This is a genomic window from Streptomyces sp. NPDC014656 (assembly GCF_043084305.1).
In the GTDB taxonomy this organism is placed as follows: Bacteria; Actinomycetota; Actinomycetes; order Streptomycetales; family Streptomycetaceae; genus Streptomyces.
On the sequence record NZ_JBIBZN010000006.1, the window covers coordinates 262,202 to 281,481 of the forward strand.

The window sequence follows — 19,280 nt, forward strand, 5'->3', positions numbered from 1 at the left end:
CTCCGGCCTGCCGGGGCGCGGCCCGTCGGGAATTCGGGGATGACCCCGGCGCTTCGAACCCTTAGGCTTTAGCCGTAAATTACACGTGTTGACCGCGACGTCGGCCGGCACCCGCGTCGCAGAGCCGGAGAACCCCTTGCCCAGTCCCTACCGCGCGATCTTCGCGGCGCCCGGTACCGCCTCGTTCTCCGTCGCCGGCTTCCTGGGCCGGATGCCGCTGTCCATGATGGGCATCGGCATCGTCACGATGATCTCCCAGGTCACCGGCCGGTACGGGCTGGCCGGCGCCCTCTCGGCGACGCTCGCGATGTCCGCCGCCGTGCTCGGCCCGCAGGTCTCGCGGATGGTCGACCGGTACGGCCAGCGCCGGGTGCTCCGCCCGGTCACCCTGATCTCCATGGTCGCCGCCGCCGGCCTGCTGCTCTGCGTGCAGCAGGGGGCGCCGGACTGGACGCTCTTCGCGTTCACGGCCGTGATCGGCGTCGTGCCGAGCGTCGGGGCGATGACCCGGGCCCGCTGGGCGGGCATCTACCGGGGCGACGCGCGCTCGCTGCACACCGCGTACTCGTGGGAGTCGATCGTCGACGAGGTGTGCTTCATCTTCGGCCCGATCATCTCGATCGGCCTGTCGACCACCTGGTTCCCGGAGGCCGGTCCGCTGCTGGCGGGCGTCTTCCTCGCGATCGGCGTCTTCTGGCTGACCGCCCAGCGGGACACCGAGCCGGAGCCGCACCCGCGGTCCGCCGCCAAGGCCGGTTCGGCGCTCCGCTCCCCCGGCCTCCAGGTCCTCGCCCTGGCCTTCGTGGCGACCGGCGCGATCTTCGGCTCGGTGGACGTGGTGACCGTGGCCTTCGCCGAGGAGCGGGGCCAGAAGGCCGCCGCCAGCCTGGTCCTCGCGGTCTACGCGCTGGGCTCCTGCCTGGCCGGCGCGGTCTTCGGACTGCTGCACCTCAAGGGCGATCCGTCCCGCCGGTGGCTGCTGGGCGTCTGTGCGATGGCCGTGAGTATGATCCCCCTCCTACTGGCCGGGAACCTGCCGTTGCTGGCCGTGGCGCTCTTTGTCGCGGGCCTCTCCATCGCGCCGACGATGGTGACCACCATGGCCCTCGTCGAGAAGCACGTACCGCACACCCAGCTGACCGAGGGCATGACCTGGACGGGCACCGGCCTCGCGGTCGGCGTGGCGCTGGGCTCCTCGGCCGCCGGCTGGGTGGTCGACGCCTCGGGGGCGGAGGCGGCGTACGTGGTGCCCGTCGTCTCGGGCGCGCTCGCGGTCGTGGTGGCCCTCCTCGGCCACCGCCGGCTGCGCAGGCCGGTGCCGAACCGGGAGGGGCGAGATGAGCACGAGGACAGCGGGACCGACGGGGCCGGGGAGCGCCGGGACGGGCAGCCCGTGGCGTAACTGGGCGGGGAACGTCACCTCCCGTCCGGTGCGGGAGGTGAGCCCCGCCTCGGCCGAGGAGCTGGCCGCCGAACTCCGCCGGGCCGGCAGGGACGGGCTGCGGGTGAAGACGGTCGGCACCGGCCACTCCTTCACCTCGATCGCGGCCACCGACGGCGTGCTGATCCGCCCCGACCTGCTCACCGGGATCCGGCGGATCGACCGCGGGGCGATGACGGTGACCGTGGAGTCGGGCACCCCGCTGAAGCGGCTCAACGTGGCGCTGGCCCGGGAGGGCCTGTCGCTCACGAACATGGGCGACATCATGGAGCAGACCGTCGCCGGGGCCACCTCGACCGGCACCCACGGCACCGGCCGCGACTCCGCCTCCATAGCGGCCCAGATCCGAGCCCTGGAGCTGGTCACGGCCGACGGGACGCTGATGACCTGCTCGGAGAAGGAGAACCCGGAGGTCTTCGCGGCGGCCCGGATCGGCCTGGGCGCGCTCGGCGTGGTCACCGCGATCACCTTCGCGGTGGAGCCGGTCTTCCTGCTCACCGCGCGGGAGGAGCCGATGCGCTTCGACCGGGTGATCGCCGAGTTCGACCAGCTGCACGCGGAGAACGAGCACTTCGAGTTCTACTGGTTCCCGCACACGGACAACTGCAACACCAAGCGCAACAACCGCAGCGTCGGCCCCGCCGCCCCGCTGCCGCGCCTCGGCGGCTGGTTCGAGGACGAGTTCCTCTCCAACGGGGTGTTCCAGGCGGCCTGCTCGCTCGGCCGCGCGGTGCCGCCGGTCATCCCGGCGATCGCCCGGATCTCCAGCCGCGCGCTCTCCGCCCGCACGTACACCGACATCCCGTACAAGGTCTTCACCTCGCCGCGCCGGGTCCGCTTCCTGGAGATGGAGTACGCGCTGCCGCGGGAGGCCGCGACGGCGGCGCTGCGGGAGCTGAAGGCGATGGTGGAGGGCTCGCCGCTGAAGGTGAGCTTCCCCGTGGAGGTGCGCACCGCGCCCGCCGACGACATCGCGCTCTCCACGGCCTCCGGCCGGGAGACGGCCTACGTCGCCGTGCACCTGTACAGGGGGACGCCCCACCGCGGGTACTTCACCGCGGTGGAGCGCATCATGACCGCCCACGGGGGCCGGCCGCACTGGGGCAAGGTCCACACCCGGGACGCCGCCCACCTGGCGGAGGCGTATCCGCGCTTCGCCGAGTTCACGGCCCTGCGCGACCGGCTGGACCCGGACCGGCTCTTCGCCAACGACTACCTGCGCCGGGTCCTGGGCGACTGACGGGGGCTCACTCCGCCGCGCCGCCGGACGGGGTGGCCGCGGGGGCGTCCCCGGGGGCCGGGTCGGCGGTGGGGGTCCCGGCGGGCGCGGGCGGCGTCTCCGGGGCCGTCGGATCCGTCGCGTCCGTCGGGGGCGCCACGGGCTCCCGCGTGGGGTCCGTGCCGCCGTCGGCGGAGCCGGTCGGGTCCGGGGCCGGCGCGGTCGTGGGGTCGCCGGAGGGCGTCGTGCCCCCGGAGCCGGGAGTGGCGCCGGTGGACGGGGTGCCGGCGTCCGTGCCGGTCTCCTGTCCGGTCTCCCCCGGCGCGTCCCCGTCGGGGGTGCCGGTCGGCGCGGGGGCCCGCGGGTCCTGCCCCTCCTCCTGCTGCCCGGGGGCGTCCTGCCGGCCGGTGTCGCCGCCGCCGCGGACCACGGAGCCGAAGGTGGTGGTGCCCTTGGTGCCGCTGAAGTCCTCGCCGGAGACCAGCTCGTAGGTGGTGATGCCGCCCATGGTGACGCCGAAGACGAGCGCGGCGGCGAGCACCGGGCGCCTCCAGCCGCGCAGCCGGGTGCCGTGGGTGGTGGCGTCGCCGAACTCCTCGTCGTACGGGAACGGTCCGGCGGTCCCGGGGACGGTGCCGAGCATCAGGGTGTGGCGGTCGCCCGCCGGGGGTGCCACGGGGACCTGACGCGCCCTCGGCTTGGCCGCGACGGTCACGTCCCGCACCTGCTCGCCGGTGCGCTTGAAGAGCTGCTGGAAGAGCGGGCCGCCGCAGGTCGCGACGACGCTGATCACGCCGGCGCCCAGGATCGTCCCGTAGACGCCGAGGGTGGAGGCGAGTTTGGCGGCGATGACGGCGGCGAGGGCGCTGCCGGCGACCTGAGGCACGCTCAGGTCGATCTTCCGCTTCGCCTCGGCCCCGGGCTCCGGAGACCCGCTCCCGGGGTCCGGCGTCCGTATCTCCGGCTCGTCCGTGTCGGTCGGCTGCCTGTGGCGCATCTCCACCCTCTGCTTGCTCATCTGTTCCACCGTGCACCCAGAAGGGACACCTGAGCGAAGCGAATAGTTCCGGTTCAGGGGGTTCTGTGAAGAGTGCCACGCGAGAGGATTGAGGAGGGGGGCCCAACTCCCGCGCACCCCGAGAAGTTGGGCGGCGCGCCGGTCCACCCGAGTGGCCCGAATGGAGTACATTGACGAACCCTGGGTCCGAACGCCTTCAGGGCGCCCGGAAACAGAGCCGCTACACAGTGTGACACCCAGTCACTATGGGTAGTGAACAGGTAACCGTGCCATAACGGCGGACCAGGGTCCACGCCCGACACGCCGGGCAACTCGGCAAGGTAGTGGCAGGCTGCACCCGGGCAGGCCACACTCGACTAGCGGAAGCAGCGACGCACGTGACGTCGGCAGGCACCACCCGGGAGGTCCCCATGCCCGAACTGCGTGTCGTGGCCGTCTCCAACGACGGCACACGACTGGTGCTCAAGGCTGCCGACAGCACGGAGTACACACTTCCGATCGACGAGCGGCTGCGGGCCGCCGTGCGCAACGACCGCGCGCGCCTCGGCCAGATCGAGATCGAGGTCGAGAGCCACCTCCGCCCCCGCGACATCCAGGCGCGGATACGAGCCGGTGCCTCCGCGGAGGAGGTCGCCCAGCTCGCCGGCATCCCCGTCGACCGCGTCCGCCGCTTCGAGGGCCCCGTGCTCGCCGAGCGCGCCTTCATGGCCGAGCGCGCCCGCAAGACCCCCGTGCGCCGGCCCGGCGAGAACAGCGGCCCCCAGCTCGGCGAGGCGGTGCAGGAGCGACTGCTGCTGCGCGGCGCCGACAAGGACACCGTGCAGTGGGACTCCTGGCGGCGCGACGACGGCACCTGGGAGGTGCTGCTCGTCTACCGGGTCGCCGGCGAGGTGCACACCGCCAGCTGGACCTACGACCCGCCGCGCCGGCTCGTCCAGGCCGTGGACGACGAGGCGCGGGCGCTGATCGGCGAGACCGACGACACCCTCGCCGCCGCGCCGGAGCCCAGCTTCCCCTTCGTGCCGCGCATCGCCCGGCTCCCCCGGGACCGGCCGCTGGACCGCACCCTGGACCGGCCGCTCGACCGCGCCCTGGACCGGCAGCTCGACCGGACCCCGCTGACGGCCTCGGCGGAGCCGGAGGAGGAGCGGGACTCGCTCACCAGCCTCCTGGAGGCGGTGCCGAGCTTCCGCGGCGACCTGGTCGTCCCCGAGCAGCCCGACACCGAGCCGTCCGACGAGGCCGAGGCGGAGGAGCCGCCGGCTCCCGCCGCCTCCGCCGGGGCGGGCGCGGCCTACGCCGACGTCCTCATGCCCCGCGCCGTCTCCGGCCACCGCGACCGGCTGCACGGCGCCACCGACCGGCAGGCGGAGGCCGACGGCGTCCGCCCGGGCCGCCGCGCGGCGGTCCCCAGCTGGGACGAGATCGTCTTCGGGACGCGCCGGAAGAAGCAGGAGTAGTCCCCGTACGGAAGCGGGGCCCGCTCCGAGCGGATCGGCGCGGGCCCCGCTTCCGCGTCCTACCGCGGGTCCGGACCCGTGGCGACCGGGCGGGACGGGTCCGAGGACCACTCCGACCAGGAGCCGGCGTAGAGCGCCGCCGGAATGCCGGCCAGCTCCAGGGCCAGCACCTCGTGGGCGCCGGAGACTCCCGAGCCGCAGTAGACGCCGACCTCCGGCGCCTCGGCCGCGCCCAGCGCCGCGAACCGCTCGCGGAGCGCGCCGGCGGCGAGGAAGAGGCCGTCACCCGCCACGTTCTCCGTCGTCGGGGCCGAGTGGGCGCCGGGGATGTGGCCGCCGACCCGGTCGATGGGCTCCACGTCGCCGCGGTACCGCTCGGCGGCCCGGGCGTCCAGGAGCAGCCCCGAACGGGCCAGCGCCGCCGCCTCGTCCGCGTCGAGCAGCCGCAGCCCGCCGGGCTTCGGCGCGAAGTCGCCCGGCTCGGGCTCCGGGACCGCCGTCGACAGCTCCCCCGTCCAGGCCGCCAGGCCGCCGTCGAGCACCCGCACGTCCGGGTGGCCCGTCCAGCGCAGCAGCCACCAGGCACGGGCGGCGCCCCAGCCGAGCCCGCCGTCGTAGACCACCACCGGGCGGTCGGCACGGACCCCCGCCCCGCGCATGACGGCCCCGAAGGCGTCCGGGTCCGGCAGCGGGTGCCGGCCGCCCTCGCCGGGCGGTCCGGCCAGTTCGGCGTCGAGGTCCACGTAGACCGCGCCGGGCAGGTGCCCTGCCTCGTACGCGGGGCGTCCGGGCGGGCCCCCGAGGGTCCAGCGCACGTCCAGGAGGACCGGCGGCCGGGCTCCCGCCGACTCGCTCACGAGTTCGCTTGCGGAGATGATGGGCTTCATGGGGCCATCCTCGCGCAGCCGCGCGCGTGCCGGGGACGGACCCGGCGTCCTCCCGGAGGATCGCGCCAGACGGGGCGCGACCGGGGCGCGCCGTGCGCGGCCCGGCGAGGCCACCGGCGGCGGGGCACGGTCCCGACCAGGTCCGAGGAGAGGGTGACGATGACCGAGGCGGCTCGGCGCAGCCCGGGGACACCCTGCTGGGTGAGTCTGATGGTGCACGGGATCGACGCGACGCAGGAGTTCTACCAGGCGCTCTTCGGCTGGCGGTTCGTCCCCGGCCCGCAGCAGCTCGGCCCCTACGTGCGTGCCCTGCTGGGCGGGCGCGAGGTGGCCGGCATCGGACAGCTGCCCCCCGACCGGCACCTCGACACGGCCTGGACCACCTATCTGGCCACCCCGGACGCCGACGAGACCGCCGAGTCCGTCCGCTCCTGCGGCGGGACGGTCGCGGTGGGGCCGCTGGACGCGGGCGAGGCGGGCCGGCTGGTCATCTGCGCCGACCCCGCCGGGGCGGTCTTCGGCGTCTGGGAGGCGGAGGCCCACCACGGCACCGCGCTCGCCGGGCCGGCCGGGACGCCGGTGTGGAACGAGCTGCTCACCTACGAGACGGCCACGGTCGGCAAGTTCTACCGCTCGGTCTTCGGGTACGAGGTCGAGCCGGTGGTCTCGGCCGACTCCGACTACGCGACCCTGCACGTGGACGGGCGCCCGGTCGCCTCGCTGCACGGGGTGGGCGAGGCGCTGCCCCGGGACCGGGGCCCGCACTGGATGACGTACTTCGAGGTCGACGACACGGACGCGGCGGCCGGGCTGGTGGCGGAGCTGGGCGGCAGGGTGCTGCGGCCGCCCCGGGACGGCACGGCCGGGCGGCTCGCCCTGGTCGCGGACCCGGAGGGCGCGGTCTTCACCCTCGTGAGGTCCCGCGCGCGTTGACGGCGCTCCCGGCCGCCGATGACCGCCGGGCCGTCACGGACGGCCCCGGTCGCGCCCCCGGCCCCGGTCGCGCCCTCAGCGCCGGGTGCGGGCGAAGCCCCGGCGGACCCGGGACGGGCCGGCCGTGACGGGCTCGCCGCCCGGGAGGCCGAGCTGGGTGAGCCGGGCGGTGCCGAAGTGGTGGGCGACCCCCGGGTCGGCGTGGTGCGCGGCCAGGTACAGCTCGGTCTCGGCCCGCAGGCCGGGGTGGCTCTTGTGCCGCATGCAGTAGCTCACCGCCCTGACCAGCGGGGCGAGCGAGTCCGGGGCGGGTCCGGGCACGGCCGGCGCGCCGCCGTCCTCCAGGGCGGGGACGAGGTGGTCGACCACCGTGAGCGGGATCCGGTTGCTGTTCTCGAAGGGGGTCAGCCGCTCCAGGAGCTCTTCGGTGCCGACCCGGGCGACGGGGATCCCGTAGTAGACGGCGGCGGTGAGCATCGCCGTGGAGAAGCAGCCGACGACGAGCCGCGGCCGGCAGCGCTCGTAGAAGGTCTCGGCGAGCAGCGGCACGTCGAGGACGGTGAGCCGCACCCCGGTCTCCTTGGCCGCCTGGCGCAGGGCGGTGGAGTAGCCGGCGGGGGCGGTGGGGTGGGGCTTGAAGACGATGCTGCGGTGGCCGAGGGCGGCGGCGCCGCGGAGCATCCGCACGTGCAGTTCCTCCTCCTCCTCGACGGTGAGGAGGCCGAGCGCGGCGAGGTACTGGCCGAGGAGCAGCGCGCCGGGCCGGGCGGCGACGGCCTCGGCGACGGCGGGGTCCTCGCCGGCCTCGGCGGCGATCTCCGCGAGGACCGCGCGGAAGGCGGCGTCGGGGACCAGCTCGGACGGGGTGCCGTACTCGGTGAGGAGCATCGGGGTCAGGCCGGGCACCAGGTCGAGGTGGAGGAGCCGGCGGATGCGGCAGGCAAGCGACTGGGCGACGTCCGTGCGGGTGGGGCCGTAGCTCATCAGCCCGTCGGCGTAGACCTCGACGGAGCTCTCGGCGAAGCAGGCGCCGAGCGCCTTGGCCGGGTTGACCTGGATGGACTCCACGATCAGCTCGACGCGGGCGGCGCCCAGGTCCCAGGCGGTGCGCAGCACGCGCTGCCAGAGGGGGGTCTCCTCGGGGCGGGGGGCCCAGGCGGCCGGGTGGTACGGGTGGATCGTCTCGTTCCAGTCGAGGACGCCGTCGAAGCGGGCGGCGATCCGGGCGTAGCCGGTCATCGTCTCCAGGCGGAGCGCGGTCTCCGGGATCTCGGCGTTGTGCGAGAGCAGCAGGAGGCGGCGGGCGTCGCCGGGGGCGCCGTACAGTCCGGCGTCGATCGCGGCGGCGACGGTCGCGGCGCCGTAGAGGGTGGAGACCTGGAAGATCTGGACCGGGCGCGGGCCGGTGGCCGTGTCGGTGGTCATGGTCAGAGGGTCCTTCCGGTCTCGCGCAGGCTCCGCAGGAGGGTGGCGCGGGGGGTGTCCATGGTGGCGAGGGTCTCCTCGAGGACGTCCTGCGGCATGCGGTGCAGGGCGTCGGCGACGTCGGCGCGCAGCCGCTCGGCGACCTCGGGCTCGTACTTCCCGGCCTTGTTCACGTGGAAGGCGATCATGGCGCAGTAGGTGCGGACGGCCTTGGGCAGGAAGCGGCCGGCGTCGCGGTCCTGGGAGACCTCCTCCAGGAGGAGGTCGTAGGAGGGGATGAAGTCCAGCTGGCGGTTGTCGCTGATCTGGGTGAGCGAGGTGGTGACGCCGCGCCGGTAGAAGACGCCGTGCAGGGAGAGGGCGGCGTAGGTGCGGGCCCTGAGGTGGAGGCGCCAGACCCAGAGCCGGTCCTCGGCGGTGCGCAGCCTGGTCTCGAAGCGGGACGCGCCGTCCTCGAAGAGGGTGCGGCCGTAGACGCCGAAGGGGACGAAGGGGTAGTCGACCATCGTGATCATGCTGGCCGGGGCGATGCCGTCGCGGGGGTCCATGACGGCGTCGCGGACCTTGGCGGGGGCGTACTTGATGTTCCGCTTGCGGCCCTCGGCGAGGACGTGGTCGGTGCGGGCGAAGTCGACGCCGAGGCGCTCGGTGCCGTCGACGGCGGCGCGGAGGTGGCCGGGGGCGTACCAGTCGTCGCCGTCGAGGAAGGTGACGTAGTCGCCGGTGGAGGCGTCGATGCCGGTGTTGCGGGCCTGGGCGACGCCGAGGTTGGTCTCGTGGCGGATGACCCGGGCGTTCGGGATCCGGTCCTGCCAGCGGTCGAGGACGTCCGGGGTCTCGTCGGTGGAGCAGTCGTCGATCAGGAGGAACTCGAAGTCCGGGTCCGCGTTGAGGGCGAGGCTGCGCACGGTGTCGGGGGCGTACGGCCCGACGTTGTGGAAGGGGACGACGACGGAGAGTTTGGGCACGCGGAGAATCCCCACACTGGATCGGAGGCGGACACGGATGGAATCGGGGTGTCTTCCGGCTGTCAGGCGCCGGTACGGCGGGGAGCGTAATCGGCGTCCTGAGCACCCGGACGAGCCTCGTGTGGACGGCCGGTGAACTCTTGCCGTCCCGGGTGCGAACCGCTCCGGGTCCGCCGTGCGCGGCGCCGGGCGAGGAGCGCGGTGGCGAGCAGGGCGAACAGCGCGGCGCCTCCGGCGGCGGCGCCGAGCCGGACGCCGGGGGGCCGGAAGGAGCAGCTCACGCGGGTCGCGCGGCCGTCCAGGGGGACGGCGAGCAGGCCCCGGTGGGAGCGGGCGGAGACGGGTTCGGCGTCGCCGGCCGCGCACCGCCAGCCGGTGGCGCGGGGGACGGCGACGACGGCGGTGCCGGTGCTGCCGGGGGGCAGTTCGGCGGTGAGGCCGTGGCCGGTGGTGGTGACGCGGGTGGCGCCGGTGGCGGTGAGCCGGGTGACGGCGGCGGCGAGGCGGGAGCGGTCGAGGCAGCCGACGGACTGGCGGGGCAGCGTGGTGCGCCCCTCGGGCAGCAGCTCGACGCGGACCCGGCCGCCGGGCGGGACGGTGCCGAGGGCGCGCATCGGGGCGCGGACGGCGGGCGGACGGCCGTCGTAGTCGGCGGGGGCGGCGCCGGCGAGGGCGGCGGTGCCCTTGAACTCGGGCGCCCAGAACCAGACTTCGGAGCCGGCCGGGCAGCGGGCGGTCAGGGTGGTGCCGGTGCGGCGGACGGCGGGCAGCGCGTAGACGGAGGAGCCGAGGAGGAGTTCCTGGTTGCGGAAGGCGGAGTCCGCGGGGTCCACGGTCGCGTTCCTGGCCGGGTGGACGGTGACGAGCGGCGGTACGGGGGTGAGGGTGGCGGTCGCGCCGCCGCGGGGCGCGGCGTCCTGGCGCACCGGCTCGGTGGCCTCGGAGCGGATCCGGGCGCCGATGGAGAAGATCGCGTCGGTGACGGGGTTGTCGAGGGTCTCGGGGTGGCGGCCCTTGGCGTAGTGGCCGAAGCCGAGGGAGTCGAGGGTGCGGGAGGTGTTCTCGGTGGTGAGGCTGGAGTAGGCGTCGGCGCCCTCGCCGCCGAGGAGCAGGGGTTCGTTGCCGCCGGGCAGCGGGCCGGGGTCGGTGCGGTACGCGGGCCAGGCGTCGGCGCGGGCCACCTCGGCGGCCACCGCCCGCTGCCAGGCGCCGATCCGGGGCGCCCAGGCGACGTCGGCGCGCTGCTGCCACTCGGTGCGCATCCCGCTGACGGCGCTCTCCCCCGCCTGGGCGGCGAGCAGGAGGACGGCTCCGGCGACGGGCAGCGCCCGGGAGGCGGCGGGCCGGCCGGCGCGCGGGGCGAGGGCGCAGGCGGCGAGGGCGAGCAGCAGGGCGGCGGCCGCGGCCGGGTAGCTCCAGGCGTCGATGTCGGCGCTGCTCCGGGCGGCGAGGGCGAGCGCCCCGAGCAGGGCGGCGGCACCGAGCAGGGCGGCCGGGCGGGGCACGCCGGGGGCGGCGGAGAACCAGGCGGCGATCAGCAGCAGCCCGCAGAGCACGAAGGCCTGGCGGTACGGATTGCCGTTGGGCGAGGCGCCGGCGTGCCAGAGGAGGTGGGTCGGGCCCCACTGGAGGGAGAGCGTCACCAGGACGGCCGGCGCCGTCCAGCCGAGCCGCACGCGCGGGGCGACCGCCCGGTTGAAGGGCAGTGTGAGGGCGAGGAGGAGGGCGGGCGTGCCGATGAAGAGCGCCGGGGTGTCCACGTTGGCGGTGGCGGGCAGGAAGCGGCCGAGCAGCTCGGGCCAGGAGGCGGGCGCGAAGACCGTCTCGGGCGTCGGGTCGGCGTACTTGGTCCCGCTGAAGACGACGAGGACGAGCGGGGCGGCGAGCCCGATGCCCAGGCCCACGGTCCACCCGGCCCGCAGGAGGGCGGCGAGCCGCCGCCGGGCGGTGGTCCCGGAGGCGCCGGGGGTCTCCGGGCCACCGGCGGTCCGTGGGGCGGGGGCGGTCTCCGGGTCGGCGGTGAGCAGCCGGACCGCGAGGAAGAGGGCCGCGCCGAGGGTGGCCATGTAGGCGGTGTAGAAGTTGGCGGTCCACGCGGCGGCGACGACCAGCGGTCCGAGCACCGGCCGGCGGCCGGCGCGGGCCCACTCCGCGACCAGGCAGAGCAGCGGGAAGGCGATCAGCCCGTCGAGCCACATGGGCACGGAGGCGCCGTGGTTGAAGGTCCATCCGGAGAGCGCGTAGGCGGCTCCGAGGAGCGCGGCGAGCGGCCACGGGCCGCCGGGCCGTCCGGCCGGGCGGAGCCGGATCAGCAGGGCGGCCATCGCCGCGCCCGCCGAGGTGATCTTGAGTGCGGTGATGACGTACAGCGCGAGTTCCGGCCGGTCGGCCGGGAAGAGGACGACGAGGAGCGAGAAGGGGCTGCTCAGATAGGTGCCGATGTCGCCGAGGAAGCCCGCGCCGAAGCCGGAGTTCCAGTTGAGGAAGGCGTCGCCGTGGGTGTCGCCGAGCAGGAAGGCCCGCCAGTAGGCGTGGTACGGCAGGTACTGCTGGCCGAGGTCGACGACGTTCCGGGTGTACGGGCCGAGGGGGTGGCTGCGGGCGAGCGCGGTGGCCAGGACGAAGACGGCGGCCGTGAGCGCCCCGGCGCCCGCGGGCGCGAGGAGCAGCGGGTTCCGGGAGGGGCGGGGGCCGCCGCGTACCCCGTCCCGGGCGGGGGCGGGCACGGGTGGGGCGGCGGGTGGCACTGGTCCTCCAGGGAGCACGCGGCTCGTCGGTCACCCGCGGCGAGCGCACGGCGGGACGAACCCATTACTCCTGGTTCGAGCGTCCCGAAGTGGATCACCGGACGTTCTCCCGGCAGCCTCCGGGTGAACACCCGGTGTCGTCGGCGCCGTTCGGGTGACCCCCGGAGCCGGGCACGACCGTCCGGGGCCCGGGGGCTCAGTGGGGGGTGACCGGCAGCACGTCCGGGGAGAGGGACGCGGCGCGGGAGCTCGCGCTCGTCATCCGGCGCCGGTGGTGGCGCCGGCACAGCACCTCGTACCCGACGACCTCCGCCGCGGTGTTCACGTCGCCGACGACGACCTGCTCGCCCTCGACGACCATGTGGCCGCCGACGGTCCGGGCGTTGTGGGTGGCGCGGGCGCCGCACCAGCACAGCGCCTCCACCTGGAGCTGCTCGATCCGGTCGGCGAGTTCTATGAGCCGCTGCGAGCCGGGGAAGAGCTTGGTGCGGAAATCGGTCGTGATGCCGAAGGCGTACACGTCGAGCCCGAGGTCGTCGACGATCCTGGCGAGCTGGTCGATCTGGACCGGGGCGAGGAACTGCGCCTCGTCGACGATCACGTAGTCGGCCTTGCCGCCCTGGGAGAGCTGGTCGACGAGGTACGCGTAGAGGTCCATGCCCTCCGGCGCCTCGACCGCCTCGGTCACCAGGCCGAGGCGGGAGGACAGCTTCCCGGCGCCCGCCCGGTCGTCCCGGGTGAAGATGACGCCCTGGAGGCCGCGCGCGTCCCGGTTGTGCGCGATCTGGAGAGCCAGCGTGCTCTTTCCGCAGTCCATCGTTCCGGAGAAGAACACCAGCTCGGGCATGACGGGTCGGGGACCTTTCGGGTCGGGGTACGGGAGGATCGGGTTGCGGGAGGGGGTGGCGGGGCTGCGGCTGCGGACGTCAGGTGCGGACTTCGAGGAGCGGCACGAACTGCTCGGCGGGGGTCATCGAGCCGTGCATGCCGGCCATCCGGGTCTCCAGCGGCTCGCCGACGGACGCGACGAGCGCCACGTCCTCGTGGGCGGCGGCGACGACGTCGCCGATCCGGCCGTACACCCGCTCGTCGACCGTGTCGCCGAACCAGCCGAGGGCGATCGCCTCGTCGCGGCCCGCCACCCAGAACTGCTCGCCGAGGACCTCGCGCCAGCAGGTGAGGACGTCGGCCTCGGCGCCGGGGACGGCGTAGACGTGCCGGGCCCGGCCCTCGCCGCCGAGGAGGGCGACGCCGGCGCGCAGCTCCCAGTCCTCGTCGACGTCGATCCGGTGCTCCTCGTCGAAGGGGACGTCGACCATGCCGTGGTCGGCGGTGACGTACAGCGCCGAGCGGGCGGGCAGCTGCTCGGCGAGCCGCCGCACCAGCCGGTCGACGAGCATCAGCTGGCCGCGCCAGGCGTCGGAGTCGAGGCCGAAGCGGTGCCCGGCGCCGTCGAGCTCGCTGTAGTACGTGTAGACCAGCGAGCGGTCGCCGCCGGCCAGCTGCTCGGCCGCCAGGTCCATCCGCTCCTCGCCGGAGAGGCGCCCGTGGAAGGTGCCGCCGCTGAGCGCGATCTGGGTGAGCGGGGTCTGCTCGAAGATCGGGGAGGACACCTGCGCGGTGTGGATCCCGGCCTCGTGGGCCTGCTGGAAGACCGTCGGGTACGGCTGCCAGACCTTCGGCGGGGTCCAGGGGCGCCACTTGAGCTGGTTCATCAGCTCGCCGGTCTCCGGGTTGCGGACCATGTAGCCGCCGAGGCCGTGGGCGCCGGGGGCGCGGCCGGTGCCGACGGAGGCCAGCGAGGTCGCGGTGGTGGCGGGGAAGCCGGCGGTGATCGGCCGGCCGGTGCAGCCGCGCGAGGTGCCGAGCAGCGAGGTCAGGTACGGGGCCTCGTCCGGGTGGGCCAGGATCTGCTCCCAGCCGAGCCCGTCGACGAGGAAGACGCAGACGCGGTCGGCCGGGGTCAGCTCGGCGATCCGCGCGTCGAAGCCGGGCACGCCCTGGCCGGCGACGAGGGTGGGCAGCAGGTCGCCGAGGGAGCCGGAGCCGTACTCGGGCACCGGCGCGGTCTCGGGGGCGAGCGGGACCGGGTCGTCCGGCCAGCCGTGGGCGACGGAGGTGGGCTGGGCCATCAGCGGCCGGCCGTCGGGGCGGTGCCGGCGGTGGCCTCGGAGAGCGCCTGGGCGAAGGTGAGGGTCTGCCGGACGGTGTCCGGGCCGTCGCCGGCCTCGCTGACGCGCAGGCTGAGGTCGTCGGCGGTGGCGTTGCCGGTGTAGCCGTGGTCGGCGTCGCAGTTCGGGTCGCCGCAGGCGGCCGGCTCCAGGTCGATCCGGGAGACGGCCCCCCAGCCGATGGTGAGGACGACCTCGCGGGGCACGGTGCCCGGGGTGTACGACTCCGGGTTGGCGACGACCCGGCTGACCACGACCGACGAGATCCGGTCCAGCTTCACGGACTCGGTGGACGTGGTGGCGTACGGGCTCGGCGAGCTGTTGTCGGCCGCCTGCTCGTCGGTGTGGCTGACGATGAAGCGGCTCGGGGTCAGCACGAGGACGGTGACGTGGCGCCGGACCTCGTTGGCGTCGAAGGTGGTCTCCTGGTGGACCACGTACGACGCGACGTCCTCGCCGCCGACGGCGGCCTCCACCGCCTCGGCCACGAGTGCCGGGTAGTAGCCGCTGCGCTCGATCGCCGCGCGCAGCCCCTGGGTCGTCGTACCGCTCTTCACCATGGACTCCATCCTACGGGGCCGGAGGCACCCCCCGGCCCTTCAGTAGCTGGGCAGGCGGCGGGGGCCGAGGTCGGTGGTGGGCGGGGGCGGGGCGAGCCGGACCGCGGCTCCGAGGACGGAGACGCCGGTGGGGGCGACCACGGCCGGTTCGAGCGCGACGGAGACGATCTCCGGATGGTCGTCGACCAGCCGGGAGACCCGGAGCAGCAGCTCCTCCAGGGCCGGGGTGTCGACGGGGGCCGAGCCGCGCCAGCCGAAGAGCAGCGGGGCGGTGCGGATGGAGCGGACCAGCTCGGCGGCGTCCCGGTCGGTGGCCGGGACCAGCCGGTGGGCGGTGTCGCCGAGCAGCTCGGAGGCGGCGCCGGCGAGCCCGAAGGAGAGCACGGCTCCGACGGCGGGGTCGATGGCGGCGCGCACGACGGTGTCGACGCCGCGGGGCACCATCGCCTGGACGACGGGCTGGAGCTCCTCGGGCTTGCCGAGGGCCTCGGTCAGCTCGGCGTAGGCGGTGCGCAGCTGCTCCTCGGTCGCCAGGTCGAGCCGGACGCCGCCGAGGTCCGGGCGGTGGCGCAGGTGCGGGGCGGTGGTCTTGAGCGCGACCGGGTAGCCGAGCCGGGCGGCGGCCAGGGCGGCCTCGTCGGGCCCGGGCGCGGGCAGGGTGGGGCGGACGGCGATGCCGTACCGGCCGAGCAGTTCGCCGGCCTCGTCGGTGGTGAGGGTCACTCCGCGGGACTCCTGCCCGGCGCCCCGCTCGCCGAGCACGCGGTCGATGAGCGCGGCGGCGCCGGCCTCGTCGATGGCGTCGTACTCCGGGACCCGCCCCGGGTCGGCGGCCTGTCGCCGCCACTGCCCGTACCGCACGGCCTCGGCGAGCGCCCGGACGGCCCGCTCGGCGGCGGGGTAGGCGGGGATGTTCCGGACGGGGGCGGCCTGCTCCGGCGCCTCCTGCGCCTCTCCCGCTCCTCTTGCCTCCTGCGCCTCCGGTGCCTCCGGTGCCCTTGGTGTCCCCGGCGCCTCCTGCGGTACGGGGACGGGCGCGGCGGCGGTCGGGCGGCGGGTGCGGGAGGGGACGGGGCGGGTGCTGGTGGCGGCGGACAGGGCCTCGGCGAGGCCGCCCATCTCGACGTGCACGACGACGACCGGCTTGGCGGCGCCCGCGGCCCCGCTGCCGGCGACGGCCTCGCGGAGGGAGGCGGCCAGCACCTCGGTGGTGCCCTCGATGCCGACCCAGGGGATGGCGGTGACGACGACCGCGTCGCAGGCGTCGTCGGCGAGGGCGGCGGCGAGCGCGTCCCTGAAGTCGGCGGGGGTGGCGGCGGTCGTCAGGTCGAGGGGCCGCTGCGGGCGCAGCCCCTCGGTGAGGCAGGCGTCGTACGCGAGGAGGCCGAGGGACTCGGAGTTGCCGAGGATCGCGACGCGCGGTCCGGCGGGGAGCGGCTGGCCGGCGAGCAGCACCCCGGCGTCGACGAGTTCGGTGACGGTGTCGACGCGGATGACGCCGGCCTGGCGGAGCAGCGCGTCGACGGTGGCGTGCGGGACGCGGGTGACGGGGACGCGGTGGCCGGGCGGGGCGCTGCCGCTGTGGCGGGCGCCCTTGACCACGACGACCGGTTTGACGGCGGCGGTGCGGCGGGCGAGCCGGGTGAACTTGCGGGGGTTGCCGATCGACTCCAGGTAGAGGAGGACGACGTCGGTCGCGGGGTCGTCGTACCAGTGCTGGAGGACGTCGTTGCCGGAGACGTCCGCGCGGTTGCCGGCGGAGATGAAGGAGGAGAGGCCGGCTCCGCGCCGGTGCAGCCGGGCGAGGAGGGCGACGCCGATGGCGGCGGACTGGGTGAAGAGGCCGATGCGGCCGGCGGCGGGCATCTCGGGGGCGAGGGAGGCGTTGAGGCGGACGTCGTCGGCGGTGTCGATGATGCCGAAGGCGTTGGGGCCGATGATCCGCATGCCGTACGAGCGGGCCTGGCGGACCAGGGCCCGCTGCCGCGCGCGGCCCTCGGTGCCGCTCTCGGCGTATCCGGCGGAGAGGACGACCAGGCCCCGCACGCCGTGTTCGCCGCAGTCGGCGACGACCTCGGGGACCCGCTCGGCCGGGACGGCGACGACCGCGAGGTCGACGGGGGCGCCGACGGCCGCGACGGAGGGGAAGGCGGGCACGCCGTCGAGCTCGCCCTCCCCGGCGCCGAGCCCGGGGTTGACCGCGTACACCCGTCCCTTGAAGCCGGCGTCCAGCAGGTTCCGCAGCACGGTCCTGCCGACTCCGCCGGGGGTGCGTCCGGCGCCGACGACGGCGACCGAGGCGGGGGCGAGGAGCCGCTGGACGGAGCGGGCCTCGGCGCGCTGTTCGCGGGCGCGCTGGACGGCGAGGGAGCGGTCGGTCGGCTCCAGGTCGAGGTGGAGGCGGACGGAGCCGTCCTCGAAGCTGCGCTTCTGGGTGTACCCGGCGTCCGTGAACACCTTGATCATCTTGGTGTTGGCGGGGAGCACCTCGGCGGCGAAGCGGCGGATCCCGCGCTCGCGGGCGACGGCCGCGATGTGTTCGAGGAGGGCGGAGGCGACGCCGCGGCCCTGGTGGGCGTCCTGGACGAGGAAGGCGACCTCGGCCTCGTCGGCCGGGGAGGAGGCCGGCCTGCCCCGGTCGTCGATCCGGTCGTAGCGGACGGTGGCGATGAACTCGCCGCCGACGGTGGCGGCGAGGCCGACCCGGTCGACGAAGTCGTGGTGGGTGAAGCGGTGGACGTCCTTGGCGGAGAGCCGGGGGTAGGGGGCGAAGAAGCGGTAGTACTTCGACTCGTCCGAGACCTGCTCGTAGAAGCTGACGAGCCGGTCGGCGTCGTCGGCGGTGATGGGCCGGACGCGCGCGGTGCCGCCGTCGCGGAGCACGACGTCGGCCTCCCAGTGGTCGGGGTAGGCGTGCTCCTCCGGGGCCGGGCGGCCGCCCGCTCCCCCGCCCGCTCCGCCGCCCCGTCCGTCCGGTCCGTCCGCCTGCTCCGACGTGCTCCGCATGGGGCAAAGCCTACGGCCGGGGTGCGACAGCGGCACCGCTCGCGCGCCCACTCCTCTGCGGTGCACGGCTCGCGCGCCCTCCGCGCCGCGTGCAAGGTAAGGAGGGCCGAACGTCGCACGGATGCGGGACGAAGGTCGGCAGGAGCACGCCGCACGCCGTGAGAGACTGGTCTAGACAACCGCTGAAGACCTGAAGGGCAACACCATGGCTGAGCGCCGCGTCAACGTCGGCTGGGCCGAGGGCCTGCACGCCCGCCCCGCCTCCATCTTCGTCCGTGCCGCCACGGCCTCCGGTGTCCCCGTGACCATCGCCAAGGCCGACGGCAACCCGGTCAACGCCGCGTCGATGCTCGCGGTGCTCGGCCTGGGCGCGCAGGGCGGCGAGGAGATCGTGCTCGCTTCGGACGCCGAGGGCGCCGAGGCCGCGCTGGAGCGCCTCGCCAAGCTCGTGGCCGAGGGCCTCGACGAGCTCCCCGAGACGGTCTGACTCCCCGAGGCGGTCCGACCCGGCGGGTCGATCCACGGCTTCTCCTGACGGCCGTGTTCCCGGAATTCCCGGCGGACACGGCCGTCCGGCATTTCCAGAGCCATCCCTTTCCCTTTTCGGGCAGCACGAAAAGCGCCTCGGAATAGCCATTCTTTGTATACGGTGTCCGTGTTAATTCCGGACGCTCGCCGTGTTGACGGCATGTTGCGAAACCCTCACACGGCCCCGCTCGGGCCTTTTCAGCCGGTGCAGCGGGAGGGCGTGCTCGGCGTGCAGGGCGGTCAGCGCGCGGGCCCGCTCGGCGTCCCCGCGCGCGACGGCGTCGACGATCGCCCCGTGCTCGGCCCAGGCGTCCACCGGCCGCTCCGGCAGGTCCACCGCGTACATCCAGGCGATCTTGTGGCGCAGCTGGGTGAGCAGCGCGGCGAGCGCCGGGCTGCCGGAGGCCTGCGCGAGGGTCTCGTGGAACCAGCCGCCGAGCGCCCCGAGGTCCTCGCCCCGGCCCCGGCGGGCCCGCTCCTGCCCCAGCCTGACCAGGCCGCGCAGCACCTTGAGGTGGGCGTCGGTGCGCCGCTGGGCGGCCCTGGCGGCGCCGAGCGGTTCGAGCAGCGCCCGGACGTCGAGGAGGTCGGCGGCCTCCTGGTCGGTGGGTTCGGCGACCTGGGCGCCCGCGTGCCGTCGGCTGACGACGAAGCCCTCGGACTCCAGGGTGCGCAGGGCCTCGCGGACCGGGACGCGGGAGACGCCGTAGCGGCGGGCGAGCTGGTCCTCGGTCAGCCGGCTGCCGCGCTCGAAGATCCCCGAGACGATGTCGTCCCGGATCGCCGTGCATACCGATTGCGCGGGAACCCGCATGTCCGACCTCCGTTTTCGCTCCGTGCGCACCGAATTCGAGCGGCGCTGTTTCCGCGACTCTATTGCAGTGCGCCGGAAATTCCGATGCCCCCTCGGAATTCGG

The 19,280-nt window shown here is 75.2% G+C and carries 15 protein-coding genes; 5 read left to right on the top strand and 10 right to left on the bottom strand.

The window, feature by feature from the left end:
* Positions 1 to 136: 136 nt before the first annotated feature.
* On the top strand, positions 137 to 1,402 hold the full coding sequence (locus ACF1ED_RS17030; RefSeq protein WP_391761126.1) for an MFS transporter: 1,266 nt from the start codon (positions 137 to 139) through the stop codon (positions 1,400 to 1,402).
* Entirely contained in the window at positions 1,338 to 2,681 is a 1,344-nt protein-coding gene (locus ACF1ED_RS17035) for a D-arabinono-1,4-lactone oxidase (RefSeq protein WP_391761128.1), read from the top strand. The genes ACF1ED_RS17030 and ACF1ED_RS17035 overlap by 65 nt, the downstream gene beginning before the upstream one ends.
* 7 nt (positions 2,682 to 2,688) lie before the next feature.
* Here the strand turns inward: ACF1ED_RS17035 and ACF1ED_RS17040 are convergent, their stop codons facing one another.
* Positions 2,689 to 3,678: a hypothetical protein gene (locus tag ACF1ED_RS17040; protein WP_391761130.1), complete on the bottom strand. Its 990-nt coding sequence runs from the start codon at positions 3,676 to 3,678 to the stop codon at positions 2,689 to 2,691.
* Positions 3,679 to 4,088: 410 nt separating this feature from the next.
* Between ACF1ED_RS17040 and sepH the strand changes: the two genes are divergently transcribed.
* A complete protein-coding gene (gene sepH / locus ACF1ED_RS17045; RefSeq protein ID WP_391761132.1) occupies positions 4,089 to 5,138 on the top strand; it encodes a septation protein SepH in 1,050 nt (349 codons plus the stop codon).
* 59 nt (positions 5,139 to 5,197) lie between these two features.
* On the opposite strand, the gene ACF1ED_RS17050 is transcribed toward sepH, so the two are convergent.
* Positions 5,198 to 6,025, bottom strand: a complete 828-nt coding sequence (locus ACF1ED_RS17050; RefSeq protein WP_391761134.1) for a sulfurtransferase — start codon at positions 6,023 to 6,025, stop codon at positions 5,198 to 5,200.
* A 159-nt stretch (positions 6,026 to 6,184) separates the two neighbouring features.
* Here ACF1ED_RS17050 and ACF1ED_RS17055 point away from each other — a divergent pair, with 159 nt between their 5' ends.
* Entirely contained in the window at positions 6,185 to 6,958 is a 774-nt protein-coding gene (locus tag ACF1ED_RS17055) for a VOC family protein (protein ID WP_391761136.1), read from the top strand.
* Between the two features lie 75 nt (positions 6,959 to 7,033).
* Here ACF1ED_RS17055 and ACF1ED_RS17060 read toward each other — a convergent pair whose 3' ends face one another.
* The 7 genes from ACF1ED_RS17060 to ACF1ED_RS17090 all read right to left on the bottom strand — a co-directional run bounded on the left by ACF1ED_RS17060 (position 7,034) and on the right by ACF1ED_RS17090 (position 17,835).
* Positions 7,034 to 8,383 (bottom strand): polysialyltransferase family glycosyltransferase, encoded by a 1,350-nt coding sequence (locus ACF1ED_RS17060; RefSeq protein WP_391761138.1) that lies wholly within the window; start codon positions 8,381 to 8,383, stop codon positions 7,034 to 7,036.
* 2 nt (positions 8,384 to 8,385) lie between these two features.
* Positions 8,386 to 9,351, bottom strand: a complete 966-nt coding sequence (locus ACF1ED_RS17065) for a glycosyltransferase family 2 protein (protein ID WP_391761140.1) — start codon at positions 9,349 to 9,351, stop codon at positions 8,386 to 8,388.
* 62 nt (positions 9,352 to 9,413) lie between these two features.
* Positions 9,414 to 12,098 carry a YfhO family protein gene (locus tag ACF1ED_RS17070; RefSeq protein ID WP_391761142.1) on the bottom strand — a complete coding sequence of 895 codons (2,685 nt, stop codon included), beginning with the start codon at positions 12,096 to 12,098 and terminating at the stop codon, positions 9,414 to 9,416.
* Positions 12,099 to 12,294: 196 nt separating this feature from the next.
* The gene (locus ACF1ED_RS17075; RefSeq protein WP_391761144.1) at positions 12,295 to 12,945 is read right to left on the bottom strand and encodes a thymidine kinase; all 651 of its coding nucleotides are present in this window, start codon (positions 12,943 to 12,945) and stop codon (positions 12,295 to 12,297) included.
* 79 nt (positions 12,946 to 13,024) lie between these two features.
* A complete protein-coding gene (locus tag ACF1ED_RS17080; protein WP_391761146.1) occupies positions 13,025 to 14,230 on the bottom strand; it encodes an alkaline phosphatase family protein in 1,206 nt (401 codons plus the stop codon).
* Complete coding sequence (locus tag ACF1ED_RS17085) at positions 14,230 to 14,829, bottom strand: DUF5998 family protein (protein WP_391761148.1); 600 nt, start codon at positions 14,827 to 14,829, stop codon at positions 14,230 to 14,232. Before ACF1ED_RS17085 ends, ACF1ED_RS17080 begins: the two co-directional genes overlap by 1 nt.
* Before the next feature lie 39 nt (positions 14,830 to 14,868).
* Positions 14,869 to 17,835, bottom strand: coding sequence for a GNAT family N-acetyltransferase (locus ACF1ED_RS17090; protein WP_391761150.1), 2,967 nt, complete (start codon positions 17,833 to 17,835; stop codon positions 14,869 to 14,871).
* Positions 17,836 to 18,040: 205 nt separating this feature from the next.
* Here ACF1ED_RS17090 and ACF1ED_RS17095 point away from each other — a divergent pair, with 205 nt between their 5' ends.
* A complete protein-coding gene (locus ACF1ED_RS17095; protein ID WP_043227291.1) occupies positions 18,041 to 18,322 on the top strand; it encodes an HPr family phosphocarrier protein in 282 nt (93 codons plus the stop codon).
* Between the two features lie 171 nt (positions 18,323 to 18,493).
* Here ACF1ED_RS17095 and ACF1ED_RS17100 read toward each other — a convergent pair whose 3' ends face one another.
* Positions 18,494 to 19,177 (bottom strand): GntR family transcriptional regulator, encoded by a 684-nt coding sequence (locus ACF1ED_RS17100; RefSeq protein WP_391761152.1) that lies wholly within the window; start codon positions 19,175 to 19,177, stop codon positions 18,494 to 18,496.
* Between the last annotated feature and the right edge of the window lie 103 nt (positions 19,178 to 19,280).